The sequence below is a fragment of the Pelagibacterium sediminicola genome (assembly GCF_003390885.1).
Lineage (GTDB): Bacteria > Pseudomonadota > Alphaproteobacteria > Rhizobiales > Devosiaceae > Pelagibacterium > Pelagibacterium sediminicola.
The window spans coordinates 143,369-162,753 of record NZ_QMEL01000003.1; the positions used below are offsets into that span (position 1 = coordinate 143,369).

Below are 19,385 nucleotides of genomic sequence, written 5' to 3' on the forward strand. Positions count from 1 at the left end.
ACGGCGGCTCATGCGGAGGGACCAAGAGCCGCCCGAAGATCAGATCAAGCCAACAAAATCGCGTACGCCCGGGGCAAACTGAGCCACCAGGTAGAGCCCATACGCGGCCAGAAAAACTCCGCCCTCGCGTCGACTTACGCGCCTGCCGGTTGTTGCGAACAGGACGAGCAGCATCGCCGTTCCGACCATCACCCAAACGTCCAGTCGCATGATCTCGGGGCTGACGGCGACCGGCGCGACCAGCGCACAACCTCCAAGAATGCCGAGCGCGTTGAAGATGTTGCTACCAACGACATTGCCGAAGGCAACGTCCCCGTTTCCGCGGATTGCGGCCATCACCGATGTTGCAAGCTCCGGCATCGACGTGCCGACCGCCACTAGCGTCAGGCCGATTACCGTTTCCGACAGCCCGAGGCGCGGGGCGAGTTCGATGGCTGCGCCGACCAGGAGGTCCGCTCCAAATACAACTCCAACAATTCCGCCAAAGGCGAGCACCAACCCGAACCAGATCGGCAGTCGCGTTGCTACGTGTGCCTCCGCTTGCGCGCTGTGCATTTCAGCGCTTGCGTCGGATGACATCTTCTCTGTTGCGTAAGTATAGGCGACGTAGGCTGTGAGCAAAACTAGGAAGACACCGCCGCTCCACGGGCCAATTTCTCCACTCAGCGCAACAACAAGTACCAGCACGCTGGCTCCGATGAGGGCGAACCCGTCGCGACGGAAGGCCTCTTTTCGCGTGGCGATAGGCAGGATCAATGCGGAAACCCCTAGGATGAGTAACACGTTAGCGATGTTGCTGCCGATGACGTTCCCTACGGCGTTTCCAGGGGCGCCACTCAGTGTAGCCTCAAGGCTCGAGACGAGTTCAGGGGTCGAGGTGCCGAAGCCGACCAGCGTCAGCCCGATCATTAACTGCGAAACGCCAAGACGGGTCGCTACACTGACGCTGCCTTTGACCAAGGCTTCGCCGCCGCCGAGCAGCAGTGCAAGACCGATGATAAGTTCAATCCAAATCAATCTGCAAATTCCTGAATTCGGAAAGGAGCCGCTCGTATGAAAGTTCAGCCTGCGGATCGGGTTACCTTCCTGCGATACGCCCGGCTCGCATCTGGTCGGGCCTGCACGGAGGAGGCCGACCTGGACATCCGCATAGGCGGCGTCACTGCCTTGCCTCGCCGAATAGGATCGCGGAGCAGCCGCAATCCATTGAGAACCACCAGCACCGTAGATGGCAAGGTCGAGCCTGGGTGGCCGGCGTTCGGCCCGGCACAGGACGAGATGCTTGATGGCATCGAAGCTTATGGCGCCCAGGTGCAGCGCCTGCTTTATGGCCGCATGCAGATCGGCCAGTTCGAAGCTTTCCAGAAGACGCAACACTTGCACATAGGCGCGCCGGCCCTGCTTGCCCATCCGCGCTTCCATCAGGCGACGCAGTGTGGCGAACGCCTCGGGAAGTTCCCAGCCCTGGAGCGGGGCCGCCTGGTCGAGCGCATTGATCTTGTGCTCGATCAGCGGCAGGTAATGCAGTGGGTCAAAGACGATGTCTTCGCGCCCATAACTGCGCGGATGACGGGCGATGGTCTCCCCGCCGCAGCCGATCACCACCTCATCGACATAGCCACGGATCCAGGCGTCCTGATGGCCATAGGCAACAGGGACGGAATAGTCGTTGGTTCTGTAGCGCACCAGCGCCTGGGAGGAGACCCGGCCGCTGGCCTGGTCGCAGGCCTCGAAGGGCGATGCCGGCAGCGGCCGCATCGCCGCCAGATCGCGTTGCAGCCGTTCGCCGATCGTCTCGCTCTCCCCGCGTAGCCGATCGCCCTGGCGCCTGCGGCACTGCTCCTCGAGCCACAGGTTGAACGCGTCCCAGGTTGCAAACCGCGGGATCGGCACCATGAAGTTGCGGCGGGCATAGCCCACAAGACCTTCAACACTGCCCTTGTCATTGCCCTTGCCGGGGCGACCGTAACGGTCCCGGATCAGATAGTGGGATAAAAATCCGCTGAACAGCGTTGTCCGCTTGCGCGTGCCGTCAGGAAGAATTTTTGCCACCAGGCAGCGGTCGTTGTCGTAGACGATCGATTGCGGCACTGCGCCCAGAAAGGCAAACGCATGGATATGGCCGTCCACCCATGCCTCGGCCACCGCCGCCGGATAGGCACGAACATAGCAGGCGTCGCTGTGGGGCAGATCGAGCACGAAGAAGTGCGCCTTCTGTTCCACCCCGCCGATGATAACCACAGCCTCCCCGAAGTCCGCCTGGCCATGCCCGGCAGGATGGGCCAGCGGCACAAATACTTCCTGACCGCGCCGGTCCCGCTCGCGCATGTAGTCCTTGATGATCGTGTAGCCGCCGGCAAACCCATGTTCGTCACGAAGGCGATCAAAAACGCGTTTGGCCGTATGACGCTGCTTGCGCGGGACCGCCCGGTCCTCGTCAAGCCACCGATCAATGATCGCGATGAACGCGTCCAGCTTCGGGCGTCGCACCGGCGCCTGCCGCCGATAGCCCGGCGGAACCGAATACGCCATCATCTTGCGAACCGTGTCGCGCGAGATGCCGAAATGCCTGGCTGCTTCGCGCTGGCTCATGCCGCCATCGCAAGCCAGACGAACCTTCAAATATAAGTCCACGGTGTAGATCCCTCGTCCCTCCCGCACAAATTGCAGAAGGAAAATAGGTGGACGACTTTTAAACCGCCCGCAGCAGGACAATCCAGCCGCTACCGTGGACTAACTTTGCACCGCCGTTCTCAATTGAGCCTCAACCCTAGAGGACAACCGATCTGTGGTGCCGGAATTCAAACCATGCTGCACGTCAGAACCTGATGTTGAGACCCAGGGATGCCGTATGGCTGTCATAACTGCCCGCGAAGACACCTTCGTAGTTGGCGCGCAAGGTCATGTCGGGTGCGATGTCCCAGCCGAGGCCGGCGCCCAGGCGCAGGCGGTCACGGTTGGCCGCAGGACCGTTGACGGTGAAGCTGGTGGGGCTGCCCGCAAAGGAGAGCAACTGACTGGGCACATCATCGGCAAAGGCGTGCTCCCATACCGCCCGGCCTTCCAGTATCAGACGTCCGGTCTCGGTGGGAACGACATGGCTGATGCCAATCCCGACGCCGGTGTCCAGCCGCGTCCAGTTCTCCGAGGCTCCGGTGAGGTTGAGCGCGTCGGCGCCCGTCTCGGTGAACCCGCCATGCCCCGACCAGCCTGCATCGAGGGTGAAGAGTGGCAAGAGTGTTGTGCCGCCGCCCATGTCCATGCCGTAGGCAGCTTCGCCCGAGAAGCCGAGCGAATGAATCCAGTAGTCGGCCTCGGCCGTGCGGTCGAGGCCACCGAAGACGATGTTGCGCTCGGTCGAGATACGGTTTGCCGCATAAGTCAGCGCGCCGACCAGCCGCCACGGCCCATCCTCCCATGCGCCATAAGCACCGATATGGAAACCATCGGCATCGAAGCTGGAGAGCCGGGCATCGACCGAGCCATGGCTGCGGATATAGCCTAGCCCGAAGCCGGCGAAGGCATTGCCCGTGCCCATATCGATCTGGCCTTCATAGCCACCGGCGATACCGGCGCTCCACCAATCGAGCGTGGCGGCATTGCCGTCACCGTCGATACTGCCGCGTCCGCCGAGCGGGGCGAGCCAGGCATTGGCCACACGGCTTTCGGCATAGTTGGCGGTCGCATCATCGATGGCGCCGACGCTGGCGGGCCGCGTTACCGGGCCATAAGCCAGTGGTGCGATCACACTGGTGCTGCCGAGCGCGCCGACCCCGGCCGAGCCTTGCTGACGTAGAGTGCGGTTGAACAGCCCAAAGGTCTGGTCGATCACATGCTGGCCAGAGGCGTGAACCTCTCCCGAGGATAGGTCGAAGGCGCGACGAACCGCGTCCTGACCATCTGATTGCAATGAAAGTTGGACAACCTCATTGTAAACCGTCACTGCATCGCCGCTCTGTTCCATGTCCTGAAGCCCCGCGGCGCTCTGGAACTGGTTGTAGGTCTGGGCGAAGCTCGTAAAGGGAATGTCTGCGCTCAGCAGCAGGTCCACAACATCAACACCGTAGATCACTTCGGTTCGCATCAGCGATACAGGCTGGTTGTGCAGGAACTCAGCATTTCGGATCACACCGTCATCGGCCTCGATAATGCGGTACGTCTGCCCTTCCGCATAGCTCGTGCCGGTATCAAGCGCGATGATCGCCAGTTCGCCACCGTCGATCGTCACGCTACCTTTGGCCGAAATCAGATCGGCCTGATCGGGAGCGGCAATTTCGATCTCATAGGTCGACCCGGCATTGAAGACGACGTTGCCCGAGACATGCAGCGTTCCGATGGAGTTGCCGGGCGCAATAGTGCTACCGGAGTTGATCGTGACATCGCCTGATAGCGTCCCGATGCCGCCGAGCACGCCACCGTCAACATTGAGCGACCCGCCCAAAGCGTCGTCTACATAAAGCGTGCCACCGGAAATGGTGGTCGTGCCGGTGAATCCTGAGCCGTCACCGGTGTAGTTGGTCACGCCTGCCAGATGTTCTATGGCATGGTTGCCCGCACCATCAGACTCCAGAGCAATATCGAAGGCGTAGCTGTTCGTTTCCGTGCCGGTGTGATTGAAGACGAGGGTGCCGTTACCATCCAGGAAGACGATGCTATCGGCAGTGAGGAACCCTGCATCCTGCTCGATCTCGCCTGCCGCCGCACCGATATTGAGGACGCCTTCGCTGCCATTATCATGAGCCAAGTGTATGTCGTTACCGCCTGCAACAACCTCTGCTCCGTTGGAGATCGTCAGCATTCCTTTGCCTTTATTGCCGACAATTACATCTCCGTTGGCCGTCCATGTGGAGCCCAAATCGGAAATGGTCAGAGTTCCCCAAGCGCCGTCAAAGCGATCGCCGAGAACCGTGGCCCCGGTTTCGAGCGTCCCGCCATCGACAACCGAAATTTCCGCCGAGCTTTCCCACCCGATCTCGAACTGGCCGGTCGTTGTCCATTCACTGTTGGAGATTGTGAGTTCGGTATGGCGATTCCCACCATTGCCGAGCCTTGCGATCCCGTCATTGATCACGACGGCTCCATTACGCACCTCGATCGTGGCGAGGCCGGCGTAGAGGCTGCCTAAATCCCAGGTTCCATCGTCAACAGCTATCTGGCTCCTATCCGGCGCGGGCAGGCCGCCAACCTCGACATTACCGCTGTCAATGTGGCCGCCAGCCTCGATAACCACGCTACCTGCTCCAAGGCGCCCGATCCATATGGAGCCTTCATTCGTCCAGATAGAGCCGCTACCAGAAACAAGGATCGTGCTGGACGGGTCGGCACTGTTTCCGATGTTAGCCGTGCCGATGCTTTCTAAATGGCCCCCGCTCAGGATCTGGAGTTCGGCACCATCGTCGCCGGAAACGGTAACTGATGAACTGCCAAGGTTGCCAGTGATCAGCAGGGCACCGCCGGAAATTGTAGTCGTTCCCGTGAAGTCAGAGCCGTCGCCGGTGTAGGTGGTCACGCCTGCCAGATGTTCAATGGCGTGGTTGCCCGTGCCAGTTGATTCCAGATCGGCTGCAAACTGATAGCTGTTTGCTTCCGTAGCGTTGTGGTTGAAAATCAGCGTGCCGGTGCCGTCACCGAAATTTATCGTCGATACATTGAGCTTACCCGGTGTCCCACCTTCTCCGATCTGAAATGTCCCTTCACTGCCGCTCCCTCTTGCAATCGTTATGGACTTTCCTTCTTCGACATCGAGCCCCCCGGAAACTCCACCATAGGAATCGGACAACACCAGTATACCTATGCCCTCGTCACCTACAATTATATCGTCGTGAGCGGTCCATTTGGTGCGCATCCGCATATCGCCAAATGATCCGTCTTGCTGGCCCAGCGTCACCAATCCATGCGTTTCGAGTTCTCTCGCGTTGATGAGCAACAGGGCTTCACCAGTGGTTCCAACCACCATATTGCGAGTTTCAAAGGATACGCCCTCGATGTTACCGATGATTGGGCCATCAAAACCGCTTAGATTGATTTCAACATCATCAGTGGAGGCAGGAATGGAGCCGGTATCCCAATTATTGGGATTACTCCATGCCCTGTTCTCATTGGCTTGCCACACGACCTGTCCGGTGGCCGGCTGCGCGGCCAGACACAACGCCGTACTGGCGAGCAGTGCAAGGCGCTTGGTATTCTCCCGGCGCGATTTCTCGTTCTTGCCCATCCGATTCCCCAAAACGGTTTGATGCAGTTGAAGAACTGGTAGGCTGCCATTACCGGGTAAGTCGTGGGGAATCCGGTTGGGGAAAGAGCCGGATCGGCGTCTACAAGATCAGCGCCGGGATGATTTTCATCACTAACTCTTCAGAACATACTGAGAAGAGCGCGCAGATGCATATTTCGTTCCTTGGTCAAGGCGACGCGGCACCCATGCTCGATCAGCGGCTGGGCACTGCCCCCTTCCATGACCGAACCGCGAAACGCACATTCCGCATCGCGAAAAGAAATCCATGCTCGCTGTGACTGACGCAATCGGGTTTCAAATCCGACCTCGACGTCGTCTGCCCTGTCCCAATGCTGCACTTTGCCGAGAAGCTCGCTATAGAGCGCGTTCAACGCGTCATCGGCAATGCTCAGATCCTCGTTGATGCAGGCCAGCATCGATGCCGTGTCTGCGGCGTCCCCACAAGCATCGAAAGCTTGGGAAGGCGTTGAGTGAGCCAGAGCTGCTACGGCGAATACAAGTATCCATCCCATTGGGATGCTCACGATTCTCTGAGGCAGGAGGCAAGAAGACATGACTAATGCCGCCCCCAGCCTGCCCAACCCAGCGTCACGTCCGGTCCGTGATAGCCAACGACTGACGCAAGAAAGACAATACCGCTCACGCCAAGCCATGTTGCACCGGGCCGCATGGCCGTAAACAGCGTGATGGCCCCTTTGTCTCTCTCCTCGCCAGTCTTCTGCCGGAACAGGTCCGGGAAGGCCGTCAGGACATCGCCCAAGAAGCGGCGGCTGCCGCAGATGAACAGGACGAGGAACAGGAAAAAGCCCGGAAAGCTGAGAGCATAAGGGATGCGCCGGTGTTCGGGCAGGGAGGGCCAAAGGGGCAAGATTTCCTCGAACAGCATAGAAAAGCCGATGGCAAGGAACAGCAACGCAAGCCCCGCCCACATCATCGCCTTTTCCTTCGGACTTTGCGCAATACCCAATATCAGGACAATAATGCTGGTCAGCCCCGCCATGATTGCAATGGCGTTGAAGGCATCCCAGTACGGCGTATAGCGAAATCTCTCGGTAAGGTCGCGCATGTCATGCTCCGTTTATCGGAGCGGACACCGGCAAGAGCAGCGCAAAATTTCCGCTCACGCCGGCGCCAGCCGATGTCAGTTGCGGATCTGCAATCTGTCATTGCGGCCCTCGACGGCCAGCGCAGCTTCGATCCCGGGCTCGGTCACATCACTGTCGCGCGCGCTGATACTGCGGAGCGTGGGAATCCCGGCCAGAAGCAGCATGCCAGCATCGGAAACACCAGTCTTGTTGAGAAAGATTACTTCGAGGGACAAGTCGGCCAGCGCTTCAAGTCCGGCATCGGTTACGCTGGTATCGGAGATCCACAGTGTGCGCAGCGATTCGTGGCCCGCGAACGCCGCAAGCCCGGCATCGGAAATATCGTTGCCATCGAGATAAAGCACCTGGAGATCGGGCAGGCTGGCAAGATCGGGCATGGCCGCATCCGTCACATTGGTGCTCCAGATAAACAGCCGTTTCAGCGATGGGATGCCGGATAGTGTCGCAACGCTGTCATCGTCCATCTGTGTGCCGCGCGCCGAAATCTCTTCGAGATTGGACAGACCAATCAGATGGCTGAACCCGCTGCCGGTCACAGCAGTGCTGGTCAATCCAAGTGTTTTGAGCGTGGCGATCGTGCCCAACGGTTCGAAGGCCGCATCGGTTATGGCGGTCTGGGTCAGGCTGAGTTGCTCCAGTGCCGGGTGTCCGGCCAGGGCGGCAATGCCATCATCGGTCACCGCCGTGCTGTCGAGCGTGAGCGATCTGAGCGTTTCATGGGCCGCGATATGAGCAAGGGCGTCGTCGCCGATATTTCTGTTCAGCGCCAAGTCGAGCCTTCGTAGCCCTTCGATGTCCGACAGCGCGGCAATATGGGCGTCGGTCAGGTTTCCGCCGCGGAAACTGAGGCTCCAGAGATTTTCCACCCCGGCCAGGACTGCCAGCCCGTCTGGCGTAAGCGCATCGCCAGCGGCGAGTTCAAGGTGCCCGAGACGCGGCATTCGTGTCAGATGCCGCAGATCGGCGTCGGTGAAAGCCTCCAGGGCCTCACGTGGGATCCGCAAGGATTGTATCTCCGCAAGCGCTTCAGCATCGATAGGTGCGTTGCGGAACTCCAGACCAAGCTCGTTCAGCCGCGCAATGGCCTCTTCATCGGTTTGGGCGAAGGCCGGCGTACTGAATGCGAGTGCGGTCAGTCCAATGGCAAGGATCAGTTTTTTCATGATGGGTTCCCCCTTTTGTCTCGTTATGTCGTGGCGACTTGCTCTTCCGGGGACCGCTTTTTGCGCTTGGCCAGCATCCTGATAGCCACGATCAATGCAGCCCCCGCGATGAAAATCAGTACGGCGGTCAGCGGCCGATAAAACAGCCAGGCGGAGCCGATGGTCAGCGTGCCAAGTGTGATCCCGGCAATGGTGGAGACCAGCCCGGTGCCCATGCCCACGATGCTGCCCAGAAACGGGATGACGCTTGCGACGACCGAGATCGGCCCCAGCATCAGAGAGAAACCGGTAATGAGCAGGACAAGGCCACAGGCGCGCAGAACCCAGGTCATGACGCTGTTGCTGCTGGCGGCTGAGTCGAACATTTCCTGTGCCGACAGATTGCCGGTGTCCACGATCAATAGGGAATCGCCAGCCTGTGTATTGTAGGCGGCAATGCCATTGTCCCGTTGCTGTCCAATAACGCTGATCGTACCAAGCGGGACGAGTTCATAGCGGATGCGATAATCACCGACCTGCGGCCGGGTGGGATTTGGGCCCAGATAGATTGCACCATCGACCACGCGGACATCACTGTCGTCACCCAACGCATCGCGCAGCGTCTCGATTTGCTCGGCGGCGATTGGGAAGGGTTGGGCACCGCCAACCCGATCAAGTACGGTGCGGCCAAGCGAAAAAGCCCCAAGTTCGGCGTTATCTAGGCTGAAGATTCTGCGTTCATAGATCATTGCAGGATTTGTTCGATGATCCGCCGTATCCTCGAACCGTGACGAGTCGTGGTGGCGGTCAGACCAGTCCAGCCCATAGCTGTAGGTGGTCACGCGCGTTTCGCTGCCGCCGACATTCTGCTGGCTCTCGGTCTTTGATGTTTCAATCCATTGGAACATCTCCACGAACCGCACCAGCCTCACACCCTCGGCGGTTACTGCGAACTGGTCATCCGATATCGGCTGATCCGCGATGATAGGACCCGTCAGATGGATAAGTTGCCCTTCATAGGCTGGATCGATGGCTTCAGGCGTCAGCGAAACGACAAGGCCCGCGCCTTCATCGAGCGAACGCTGCGTCTGGACGGCGCGGCCTTCGTTCCAGAACAACCCGACGGTTATGCCGATCACCAGCAAAAAACCGAAGCCAATCCCCGCGATTGAATTTTTTAGCCGGTCAAACCACGAAACTGTCGTTACTTTTTCCAATGTCATGATCTCTTCCCCAAAGCGGCAGCAACGCTTTTTCTCTGCAATTTGGCGTCAGGCTACCGCCAGTTTTCAGGGCGGTCGTGGGGAAGGCGGTTGGGGAATAAGCCCGAAAGGAGGTGTTGCTTCGCGCTTGCCGGCGGCGCATCAACCGGTTGCGGACACTGCTTCACGCGCTGCCGTCTTCCTGCTGGAAAAGATCACGACAGCGAACAACAGCACGCCAGCAAAGACGACAAGTGACGAGACCGCGACCACCGGTTCGAGCGCGGGATTGCCCATCAGCATGAAATAGAGCGAGGGCATCATGACGACGACACCGAGCGTATAGACGCCATACTGGATGCGGGCGAGCCGCGAGCGCGCCTTTTCAGGCTCGAATGCGAAATAGGTTCCGAACAGGGCCATGGTCACCCAGCCGAGCAGGTTGATGTGCGCATGCGCGCCGGCGACGCTGTGATTTCCTGAAATCGACATGTGGATCCCCGCCGCGATACCGACGATCAGAAAGACGATTGCCGTCTTGAAATAAAGCTGTGCCAGTGCAGGCATTGATGTTTCCCTTCTTTATGGATTTCACGATCTGATATTCAGCGCCACGGTCTCGCGGCGGGATAGCTTCGACTATTCGTCTTCCAGCGGTGGGCCGGTAAATTCGAGCGCGTGACGGCGGGCGCTTTCGACAACCCGCTCCATATCGTGCGGCAGGCCCAGCCCTTGCCTTCCCATTTCCTCGAAAAAGGCATCAAGGCCACCGGGTGTGGTCGTAACGAAATGGCGTGACCATTCCTCTCCCGCGATGCGGAACGTGTGTTCCCGCCCCTTTGGAATATACGCGGTCTCACCTGGGCCGCGTATAAAGCGCGTACCCTCGAACCAGAACTCGATCCGTCCGGTCAGAATGATGAAGGTTTCGTCCTGATTGTGATGAATATGGCGCGGTGGCCCGAAGCCGGGCGGCGATACGCAGTCGACGACCGATATTTCACCTTCGGTGTCCTCGCTCGAAAGGATGGTCTTATACCAGGCACCGATCCACTCGAACGCGCCTTCGCCCAGAACACGATATGGCATTTTCGGTCCCTCCGGTCATCGAAACTGGCGGTTCGCGCCGCCAGCAACCGGAGCAATAAAGCCGAGTGTCACACCAATATCTTGGGGAATGCGGTTGGGGTAAGAGCCCAAGCAAGCTGTATTCCAGTCCGATCTGCGGACGAACGATGAGGGCCGGGCTTAATTCATATAAGCAGGCCCAGTTCCCGATCCGAGGCCGATACATCGTATTTTGCTGCTGGAGGCCAGGGACGCGCCGACCAGTGCGGCTCGAAGACAAAACTCGATCTCTGCCGGTCCGGTAAGAGTGCTCCATTTCCGGCCCCGAGCGCATAGTCGTAATAGAGCTTGACGATCTCTTCGCGGGAAACCTGCTGCGCCGCCGGATGAGCGAGACAGGCATCGCGCCATTTTCGCACCCGCGCATAGCGATCATCGTCGGGAAGTTCGAACCCTTCGTAATAATCAAGGAACCAAAACCGCATGAACAGCGGCGTGAACACGGCTTCCGCCCACCCGAAACGGTCAAACAGGAATGTGCCGGACGGGCTGTGCTGCACCAGAAAGTCGTTCAGCTTTCCGTAATGGCCGAGCATGTCGGCCTCGAACTTGTTGCGGCGGTCGGGGTCACGGTTCATGACGAAAGTGTAGCCCGTGACGGTGAACGGCCCTTCCATGGCAACCATCATGTTCTCGACCGCCCGTTCATAAGGGCCTCTACGCGCGATCGGCGGATCGGCGAAAGTCTGCTCAAGGTATTGAAGGATGACGAGGCTCTCTTTGATGACCTTACCGTCCGGCGTGACGAGGATCGGCAGCGCGGTGGTGCCGCGCGTCAGATTGAGCAGCCACTGGGGACGTTTTTGGGTAATGTCGACCTTGTGAAACTCAACTTCCTCAACCAGCCCCTTGAGTTCGAGCAGGATTTCCAGGCGCTGCGAGAAGGGGCAGACAGGAATATGATACACCACAGTTTTTCCGGTCATCGCTGTTCGTCCTTTTTCTGCCTGCGCATATCCGCGGGCGTCTTGTGAAAACGGCGGCGGAAGGCGTGATGGAACCAGGAAATATCTCCGAAGCCGCAATCAAGCGCGATCGTCGCGATATTGACATGAGCCAGAGCAGAATCGGTCAACATATCCCTTGCCCGGTCGAGCCGGGAGTTCAGGAGATAGTCGGTGAAGTTCGTATTCTGTGCATAAAAGAGATCGCGAATCCGTCGCGGTGTCATGGCATGGCGTTTGGCCAGCCAGGCAAGCGAGATGTCGCAATCGTCCAGATTAGCGGCAATATCTCCCGTGATCGCGGCAAACAGCTCCGCACGCGTCCGGTTGCCGCCCGGCGAAATCAGAAGCGGGCTCGTACCATCAAGTGCTTGAGCCTCCGCTTCGGTGGAATCGGGTTCGGTGTGCCGATCATGCAGGAGCAGAATCGCCGCCGGGCGCGGAGTGGCAAAATCAAGCGGCGTGATTTCGGGCGTCCAGGGCAGGACTTCGATTGACAGAGGGCGATGGCCACCGCCTCTGTTCCACACGATATCGCGGATTGCAGGCAAGTCGTGATGATTTCCGGCACAGGCGGCAACAGCGCGTTGCAACAGCCTGTTAGCCCTGCGGCTCCCGAGGCTGAACACAAGGTTTTGGACACGCAGGCCCACGCCACCCGCCAGTTGTGCCTCGCCGGCTTCGTCGGCAAAGAGAACACGCATGGCAGGATCGACAACGATCAAGCCAATGCGCGGCCTGTCCCTGAACGTCGAGAGCACGACGTTTTCCATCGCCAGGCGGTGCAGTCGCCCGTGAATGGCGACACCACGAATGAGATGGGGCGTCAGATGCGCGAACCGCTTCCGGGCGTCCTGGCCGAGTTCGTCCCTTGCGGCGGAGGTCTGCAACACGCAACTGGCAAAACGATATCTGCCAAGGCTGAGATTGACCGCCAACCGTTCGGCGCCCAGCCCCGACTGCGCCCAGAACTCATTATGAAATGTACTTTTGTAAAAAAGCTCTCGACCCGTATCGTCAAGGCTGGTGATCCGGCCGACCGGTGCAGTAGCGGTTGCCTTGGAGGTTGGATCTTCGGCCCACCACCGTTCGTTATAGGCGGCGGTGACGGCAGGATCGGCACGCGGCGCCAGAACGGAGGATTGCCCGACAAGCTGATCCGCACGGACCAGCGCGGCGTTCTCCGCGCCACAGAAATCCGCCAGCCGACAGAGAAAATTGTTCCAGCCTTCCTCGCCGGTCGCGGCTGCATAGAGGCTGCCCACAACCTCAAGCGCCTCGCTATCCAACGCCTGCCCCCTTTCAGTACGATGGCAAGACCATACAAGACAACAACTTCATCTTGAAATCAAATGAATGTATGGTCACTATCCGTAGCATGAATTTCAATGCTTTGGATCTCAATCTCGTTCGTGTCTTCGATGCTCTGCTCAAGGAGCGCAGCGTGACCTTGGCCGGACAGCGGATCGGCCTTAGCCAGCCTGCGGTCAGTTCCGCCCTTGCGCGGTTGCGAACGTTGCTGGACGATCCGCTGTTCTTGCGCAACGGGCGGCAAATGCAGCCGACGGCAAAGGCAATCCAGGTGGGCACTTATGTGCAGTCCGCCATGGCGATGCTGGAGCAGGGATTGATTTCGCGCCTTCCCTTTGAGCCGTCGGCGATGAGCCGAAAGTTCAGAATGCTCGGCGCAGACTTTTTCTCGGTGCTGTTCATGCCGTCCTTGTCGGCGCGGCTTGCCACAATGACACCCGGTGTCGAACTGGGATTCCTGGATAATGCAAGGGGCGACGCCCTGGAGCTACTGCAAAGCGGATTTGCGGACCTCGCTTTTGAGGAGGAAACCTACGCCCCCACCGGTCTTTCCGGCCAACCCCTGTTCCGCTCCGTCTTTGTCGTTGCTCTGCGCAAGGGACACCCGGCGCTTGAGGGCGCATCGTTATCTTCGGGCGATACACTGCCTCGCGAAATGTTCGATGCGCTGAGCTTTGCCGTTTACTCCCAGGATGGCGGGGAAAGCGGCTGCGTGCTGGATGGAATGGGCACGCGGGGGGAGGATTTGCGCGTGTCGCTAACGCTTCCGCATTTCCATGCCGTGGCGATTGCCGCGCATACCGGAGATGTGGCGGCACTCATACCGTGTCAGTTTGCCGAAGCGGTCGCGGCCCGGCTTGATCTCGCCGTGTTCAGGCCGCCGATCGATCTCGGGCTACAGAAGATCGGGATGCACTGGCACCCGCGTCTCGACAGCCATCCCGAACATGCCTGGCTGCGGAAGCAGATTGCCGAGGTGATCGCGGAATTGGGGTTCGATGCGAGTTGTGATCGCTATCGGTGAGGGGGAACAGGGCAAACTGCCGGATCACGCCGCCCACCACCATGTGCCAAGTGCAATGGACACCACCATTCCGCCCCGAAAGAGCGGCCACACGAACTGTTCCTTGCGTGGTAGTCTCATCATCAACCATGCCATGAGCCCAAGCATGGCTAGCCCCCCGATACTGAGAACGTAAGGCAGGCGCAAATCATAGGTCGTTACCCGCGTCGGCGATTCGTATCCGGGGCCGCCGAGCAGTCCCTCAAGCGCGGGAAAATCACCCAGATCGACCAGCGGGCGTTCTATGATTTCGAGTTCTACCGGCTTACCGAAAAGAACTGAGCGCCGGATGTTCACCGACGCCCCGTCCATCGTCATCAGGCCCCGCAGCGCGCGATCATGGAGCGCCTTCGGTACATCGATGGTGAACGGGATTCCATCTTCGCCCGCCACGACAACGCGATGGACGGAGGCAAATGTTCGTGTTCGCGTCGCGAGGTTCGGCAAGATGGTTCGATGGGTATCGCGCCCGAGAATGGCGGCCTGTTCCGCATGGGTAGGCATCACGCGGGCGGCAAGATCGTAAAGAACGCCCGTTTCGAGGGTCACGAACACCCCGATCAGCGCTGTGACGGCGATGGTGCGTGTGGGCTCCTTCATTGACCGTTACTCATTGCGGCGGGGTTCAGCAGAAACGGTATTGACCCTTGATCCCGCCACGCTTCAGATAATTTCAAACACGGCTTCAAGTCGCCACGATTGTGCAATCCAGTCACATCTTTACCGGAATGAGCGCGCGGGCCGGAAGGTGCCATCCGACACAAGCCCGCGTGTCATGGTTCGGCTGTCGAGCACGCCGTCTACGAACAGGTATCAGTGCTGATCGAGCAGTTCTGTCCCGGCAAAATAGATGTGTAGCTGATAGAGCGGGACCGGATTTGGTTCGATGCCCTCGGCCTTGAACTCAACATCGATATGGCTGATGGGAGGTGTCTCGATCCCCGGAAGCAGGGCAAGCCAATCCGTGCCGGCTTCGAAAGCTTCCATCGTGAACATGTATTCCACGCAGACCACATGCCCTTCGATCACGCAGTAAATCGGCCCTACAGGCAGATCGCCTTCGCGTGCCCAATGCGCACCCATATTTGGCACATGCGGACTGATCTGGACCGCGTCGGCAGCGACATCTTCAAGTAGCGGCAAGCCTTCGAGCGAGGTCGGCGCCTGATGCGCCAATGCCGGTGATGTCGCAAGACCGATCATCAACCCCGCGCCTGCGATGAGACCAGCCAATAGTCCGTTCCTGTGTTTCACGATATTCTCCTTCCCTGCGTCGATTATGGCGTTCTTGTTGTTATGCAGCAGGCCACATGCTGTCGTGGGGAAAGCGGTTGGGGGATGAGCCCGGCGCCGCTAGGCATGGAGAATCGCGGTATAGGAAAAGTCCTATTTGCAAGAAGGGTGAGATATCCTCCTTGGCAGAACCGGTGATTTCCTGAGGACACCCAGTGCTAGTGCCGTCATCAGATCATCGCGTCAATCGCAGAGGCAGCGCTTACTGCCGAGTACCATCAGGGCGTGAAAGGCATACCGAATCTCCTCGTTGCGTTTGGCACCAAGGCAAGGATCGGCCCGACGTCTCCCCTGCATTCTCACCATGATGCTGATCACCAGCCGCAGATATCTGGGTCATTGATCAGCCGGACGGAGCGGTGCCAACAATACGGCTACGGTTCTTGACGTCTCAGCCACCATGGGTTGAGATTCACGTTCGGAGCGGAGCAAAGGCGTCGAGGCCGATCGGCACCACCGACAACGGACTCGTTGATGGCGGAACTTTGGCCGCCCTTTCCGTGTCATGTTCAAGATCAAGTTGGATGTGATGGAAGAGCCAGCCCCCAGATTTGGAGGCTGCTGCCGGGCGATAGCGGCAGCGGTCCCTGATACGCTGTTGATATAAAATCATTTTCCGAAAGCATGGCAGGCAAGCGCCTGTGCGAACCATCGCTAGAACAAAAGGAGACTGGCAAGCTCCCGGCGCTGCCGGTGCCACCATGCGCCACCCCTTGCCTTGACTTCTGCCAGACCGCCGTTCTCGACCGATTCGGGTCGTTGGGCGCAGTCGCAGTTGGCTGGAATGCTCTGGGCAGAAATTCCGTTATACGATTGATAAAGAACTGTTTTCCGGCAGCGTGGCATACAACTGCCTGTGTGGGCAGTAGCTACGCCGGAACAAAAGGAGACCGGCAGGCTCCTGGCGCTTTCCGTGCCACCACGCGCCACCATGCGCCACCCCGCCGCCCCTCCGGCCATTCCATAGTCCTCGGCAGGAACTGATTCGCCTATCGGAGGATGACATGAACCACGGCACCGCAGCGTCCGCTGGACGCGAACACGATCTGCTTGATGACTGGATCAGCCGCGAGGCGTTGGCCCGCGCGCTGCAGCTTTCTGTGGACACGCTTTCGCGCTGGCAAACGCGCCGTGTCGGCCCGCCCTGCGTAAGGGTCGGGCGGCGGGTGCTCTATCGCCGGAAAGCGGTGCGGAAATGGTTAAGTGAACAGGAACGCCCCGGGAACAGCGGATGGAGGAAACGGGAATGAGCGCAGACATTGCCGAATTTCCCCACATCTCGATCGCACACACGGACGAGATCGTCGCTGAACCTCATCTGTCCCACTCCGCCGATGTGATGTCCGCAAGGCCCGTGCGCCTCGTGTTCATCCACGTGCCAAACGATGCGAGCCTCAAACGTGAATCGGAGTGAGGCATGAGTATGGCGGCAATCTCCTGGGTGCTGAGTATCCAGCATGACGATCCCATCGAGAAGTTCGTCCTTCTCGCCCTTGCCAATTTCGCCGACGATTTCGGCGTGACGTGGGTGTCACAGAGGCGGATCCGTAATTGCTGCTCGTGCTCCGAGCGCAAGGTCCGCGATTCCCTCAAATCGCTGGAAGCTGCCGGTCTGATTGTCCGGGCGCCACGGCATCTGGATAGCGGATCGCGTACGACGGACGCTACAGTCCTGATCGGTTTTCCCGGCCGCACGGTGCCGTCCAGCCGCGACGATCACGAGCTGTTTGGCCTGCTCGATGATGAGGCATGGCAGAAAGTTGCCACCGGCAACCGGCCTGTAGCAACCGGCACCACATGCCCCACCCCCCGGCACCACGGACCGGAGCCTCCGGCACCGCGTGCCAGACTTGAACCTTTAAGAGAACCTTCAAAAGAACCTATCCTCCCTACCCCCCTTCGCGACGAGGTCCACCACGATGTCCAAACTCGTATTCGATCAAAGCGATCCTCCCACCGTGGACAATCCCTTGCCAGGTCATGGGAGCAAGCCTTCGATCAAGCTGCTCAAGGAAGCATTGCGAATGAACCCAGCAGATAGGCGCCGGGCGTGGGAGCCTGATCGCGTCCGACTGCTCGAGGAGGCCAAGACTCTGCTCGATGCCGCTCTGTTCCCGGCCACCGCCAAGGAAATCGGCGGGCATGTCGGCACGCTGATGCTGCATTATCCGCCGAGGACGCTGTCGCCAAGCGACCGCCGGATCGTTGCGGAAGATTGGCTCTCGGATTTTGGTGATGTCCCTGCGGACATTCTGCAGGCGGCATGCCAGCAATGGCGGCGCTCGCCGAACACCTATGCGCCGACGCCGGGACATTTGCTCGAGCTGGCAAAGCCACCGCTCGAAACCCGGCGGTTGTGGTTGCGGCTGGCAACTGAAATCCTTGAACGCCAAAAAGCGAAGGCAGGCTGATGGTACGGGCCTAAGTCGAGGAGGTCGGCCGGGGCATCGAGGCGGACAAGACGATCGCCATCCACGAAACCCAGCGCCAAATCGGAATTCGCGCGGGATGCGTTCGGCAGACTGCTTAGCGGCGCTGGGTGGCGGCGCTCGTCGGTCTCTAAGCGATTGGGCGAAAACGGCAAATCTGGACGCGCGCCCACCCCTCGAAAAGAGCGCTCGGGTGGGGACGTAGTTGAATTGGCTGGGGATGTGGCCCCGACGCTGTTGTAATGTCAGAGCCGTTGAACTTTGGGTGCGACAAATAGGGCAGGTTCTGGCTATGCTCGCGAGAGCTACCGCCGGTCAGAACAAGTGTCTTGTTATTTGATTTTTACTATTCTTCTAACCGAGCCCCCACTCCGATCCGCCCCCCTTGGGTCCTTCCGGGCGGTTGACGTATGCGGGGTGTCTTTGCCCGCCAAAGCGCTAGCGACAAAGGATTTTTCTGGGTTTCCACCCTTGGGTTTCCACTCGGGTTTCCACTTTGGGTTTCCAGGTTTCCACTGCGGTGGCTGCCGAGGATTTCCAGGCTCCGAACCTTTCCGGCGCTCCGACAGCTTATGCTGCAAGTCGAGGGTAAAACGCATATCACGGCCACTGAACGGTCACGCTCACGGCGTGTCGATGCGGGCCAGAAGGGTATCGAACACGCCACGGGGATCGACCCCAAGTACTTTGGCCAGTGCGATGAACTCAACCACGTCGATGCGGCGCTCATTGCCCTCGACCTTGGCCACGTAGGATTGCGGCTTGCCCAGGCGGTCGGCGACCTGCTGCTGGGTGAGGCCAGCAGATTTGCGCGCCTCGACAAGCAGCGCGGTCAGCGTCCGGTACTGGTCTGAGTGGGTCGATCTGGGCACGGCGCACCTCACAAAGATTATGTGCATTGAGCATAATCCGATTATCGGATTATCCCATTCAAGGTTACCGTTCCTCGTATCAGTCTTTCGGGGGCAAGGCCAATGGGACAGGTTCTGATCGATCATCTCGCCGTCGTCATCGTTATCGCCATGATCGCGGCGGTTGCGTTCTGGCATGTGTGGGCGTTTTATCTCAAACCGCTGGCGATCCCCGAAGCCGAGATCGATGCCATTGTGGATGAGCTGATCGCACGGCACGGGCCTGACGCCGAGGACTGGGCGCGCTCTTACGAAGAAGAGGCGTGGTACAGGTCCGACACGCTCCAGCAAGGGCGGTGGCGCCGGGTCCGGCGCGAGTTGTGGCGGCGGCACAAGGCCGGCGAGTGGGAATAGCAGGACGACGAGCCTTCGCTGCCATCCGGCCTCCCATTAATCTGACAGGCTAGCCATATCTGCGGCCGATGCACCTTGCCTCAAGGTGCCTGCAAACGGGCCGTATCGGGCAAATTGCGTCGCCGCGCGGTGCCGCGATCCGCATCCCTTCCACCAAGCATCTGAATGCAAAGGGCGATTCGGAACGAATCATCCCTGCGGGAAAGACGCCGTAAATGAGAACGGGCTTTAAACGGCACTCGACGTGGTCGGACAGGGTTGAAGCGG

18 protein-coding genes and 2 pseudogenes are annotated in these 19,385 nt (G+C 59.4%); 6 read left to right on the forward strand and 14 right to left on the reverse strand.

Translation table 11 applies throughout. From position 1 onward, the window contains the following. Positions 1-39: 39 nt before the first annotated feature. The 11 genes and pseudogenes from DQG18_RS06935 to DQG18_RS06985 all read right to left on the reverse strand — a co-directional run bounded on the left by DQG18_RS06935 (position 40) and on the right by DQG18_RS06985 (position 13,046). Positions 40-1,017 carry a calcium/sodium antiporter gene (locus DQG18_RS06935; RefSeq protein ID WP_116653775.1) on the reverse strand — a complete coding sequence of 326 codons (978 nt, stop codon included), beginning with the start codon at positions 1,015-1,017 and terminating at the stop codon, positions 40-42. Between the two features lie 207 nt (positions 1,018-1,224). Beyond that, positions 1,225-2,634 (reverse strand): annotated as a pseudogene (gene istA / locus DQG18_RS06940) (IS21 family transposase); the annotation flags it as partial. 184 nt (positions 2,635-2,818) lie between these two features. Further along, on the reverse strand, positions 2,819-6,214 hold the full coding sequence (locus tag DQG18_RS06945) for an autotransporter family protein (protein WP_116653525.1): 3,396 nt from the start codon (positions 6,212-6,214) through the stop codon (positions 2,819-2,821). 140 nt (positions 6,215-6,354) lie between these two features. After that, a complete protein-coding gene (locus DQG18_RS16020) occupies positions 6,355-6,888 on the reverse strand; it encodes a lysozyme inhibitor LprI family protein (RefSeq protein ID WP_116653526.1) in 534 nt (177 codons plus the stop codon). Further along, positions 6,792-7,301, reverse strand: a complete 510-nt coding sequence (locus DQG18_RS06955; protein WP_116653527.1) for a hypothetical protein — start codon at positions 7,299-7,301, stop codon at positions 6,792-6,794. Before DQG18_RS06955 ends, DQG18_RS16020 begins: the two co-directional genes overlap by 97 nt. 75 nt (positions 7,302-7,376) lie before the next feature. Then, a complete protein-coding gene (locus DQG18_RS06960; protein WP_116653528.1) occupies positions 7,377-8,504 on the reverse strand; it encodes a leucine-rich repeat domain-containing protein in 1,128 nt (375 codons plus the stop codon). 23 nt (positions 8,505-8,527) lie between these two features. After that, entirely contained in the window at positions 8,528-9,706 is a 1,179-nt protein-coding gene (locus tag DQG18_RS06965) for a TMEM43 family protein (RefSeq protein WP_116653529.1), read from the reverse strand. A gap of 141 nt (positions 9,707-9,847) precedes the next feature. Then, the gene (locus DQG18_RS06970; RefSeq protein WP_116653530.1) at positions 9,848-10,252 is read right to left on the reverse strand and encodes a hypothetical protein; all 405 of its coding nucleotides are present in this window, start codon (positions 10,250-10,252) and stop codon (positions 9,848-9,850) included. Between the two features lie 72 nt (positions 10,253-10,324). Beyond that, on the reverse strand, positions 10,325-10,774 hold the full coding sequence (locus DQG18_RS06975) for a cupin domain-containing protein (protein ID WP_116653531.1): 450 nt from the start codon (positions 10,772-10,774) through the stop codon (positions 10,325-10,327). A gap of 164 nt (positions 10,775-10,938) precedes the next feature. Continuing rightward, positions 10,939-11,739 (reverse strand): glutathione S-transferase family protein, encoded by an 801-nt coding sequence (locus DQG18_RS06980; protein ID WP_116653532.1) that lies wholly within the window; start codon positions 11,737-11,739, stop codon positions 10,939-10,941. After that, entirely contained in the window at positions 11,736-13,046 is a 1,311-nt protein-coding gene (locus DQG18_RS06985) for a helix-turn-helix domain-containing protein (protein ID WP_116653533.1), read from the reverse strand. The genes DQG18_RS06980 and DQG18_RS06985 overlap by 4 nt, the downstream gene beginning before the upstream one ends. An 89-nt stretch (positions 13,047-13,135) precedes the next feature. Between DQG18_RS06985 and DQG18_RS06990 the strand changes: the two genes are divergently transcribed. After that, complete coding sequence (locus DQG18_RS06990; protein WP_198669695.1) at positions 13,136-14,092, forward strand: LysR family transcriptional regulator; 957 nt, start codon at positions 13,136-13,138, stop codon at positions 14,090-14,092. Between the two features lie 24 nt (positions 14,093-14,116). Here DQG18_RS06990 and DQG18_RS06995 read toward each other — a convergent pair whose 3' ends face one another. Together DQG18_RS06995 and DQG18_RS07000 are read right to left on the reverse strand one after the other, a co-directional pair. Further along, entirely contained in the window at positions 14,117-14,731 is a 615-nt protein-coding gene (locus DQG18_RS06995; protein ID WP_116653535.1) for a hypothetical protein, read from the reverse strand. A 213-nt stretch (positions 14,732-14,944) separates the two neighbouring features. Further along, positions 14,945-15,364 carry a hypothetical protein gene (locus DQG18_RS07000; protein WP_157970045.1) on the reverse strand — a complete coding sequence of 140 codons (420 nt, stop codon included), beginning with the start codon at positions 15,362-15,364 and terminating at the stop codon, positions 14,945-14,947. A 1,064-nt stretch (positions 15,365-16,428) separates the two neighbouring features. Between DQG18_RS07000 and DQG18_RS07005 the strand changes: the two genes are divergently transcribed. The 4 genes and pseudogenes from DQG18_RS07005 (at position 16,429) to DQG18_RS07015 (ending at position 17,835) form a co-directional block, all read left to right on the forward strand. Then, positions 16,429-16,674, forward strand: a complete 246-nt coding sequence (locus DQG18_RS07005) for a helix-turn-helix transcriptional regulator (protein ID WP_116653537.1) — start codon at positions 16,429-16,431, stop codon at positions 16,672-16,674. After that, on the forward strand, positions 16,671-16,838 hold the full coding sequence (locus DQG18_RS16025; protein WP_157970046.1) for a hypothetical protein: 168 nt from the start codon (positions 16,671-16,673) through the stop codon (positions 16,836-16,838). Before DQG18_RS07005 ends, DQG18_RS16025 begins: the two co-directional genes overlap by 4 nt. 9 nt (positions 16,839-16,847) lie before the next feature. Beyond that, positions 16,848-17,030, forward strand: a pseudogene (locus DQG18_RS16720) (helix-turn-helix domain-containing protein); the annotation flags it as partial. A 313-nt stretch (positions 17,031-17,343) separates the two neighbouring features. Beyond that, the gene (locus tag DQG18_RS07015; protein ID WP_245958394.1) at positions 17,344-17,835 is read left to right on the forward strand and encodes a hypothetical protein; all 492 of its coding nucleotides are present in this window, start codon (positions 17,344-17,346) and stop codon (positions 17,833-17,835) included. 641 nt (positions 17,836-18,476) lie between these two features. On the opposite strand, the gene DQG18_RS07020 is transcribed toward DQG18_RS07015, so the two are convergent. After that, positions 18,477-18,752: a helix-turn-helix domain-containing protein gene (locus DQG18_RS07020; RefSeq protein WP_198669696.1), complete on the reverse strand. Its 276-nt coding sequence runs from the start codon at positions 18,750-18,752 to the stop codon at positions 18,477-18,479. A gap of 75 nt (positions 18,753-18,827) precedes the next feature. Here DQG18_RS07020 and DQG18_RS07025 point away from each other — a divergent pair, with 75 nt between their 5' ends. Further along, positions 18,828-19,118 (forward strand): hypothetical protein, encoded by a 291-nt coding sequence (locus DQG18_RS07025; RefSeq protein WP_116653540.1) that lies wholly within the window; start codon positions 18,828-18,830, stop codon positions 19,116-19,118. The last annotated feature ends 267 nt before the right edge of the window (positions 19,119-19,385 follow it).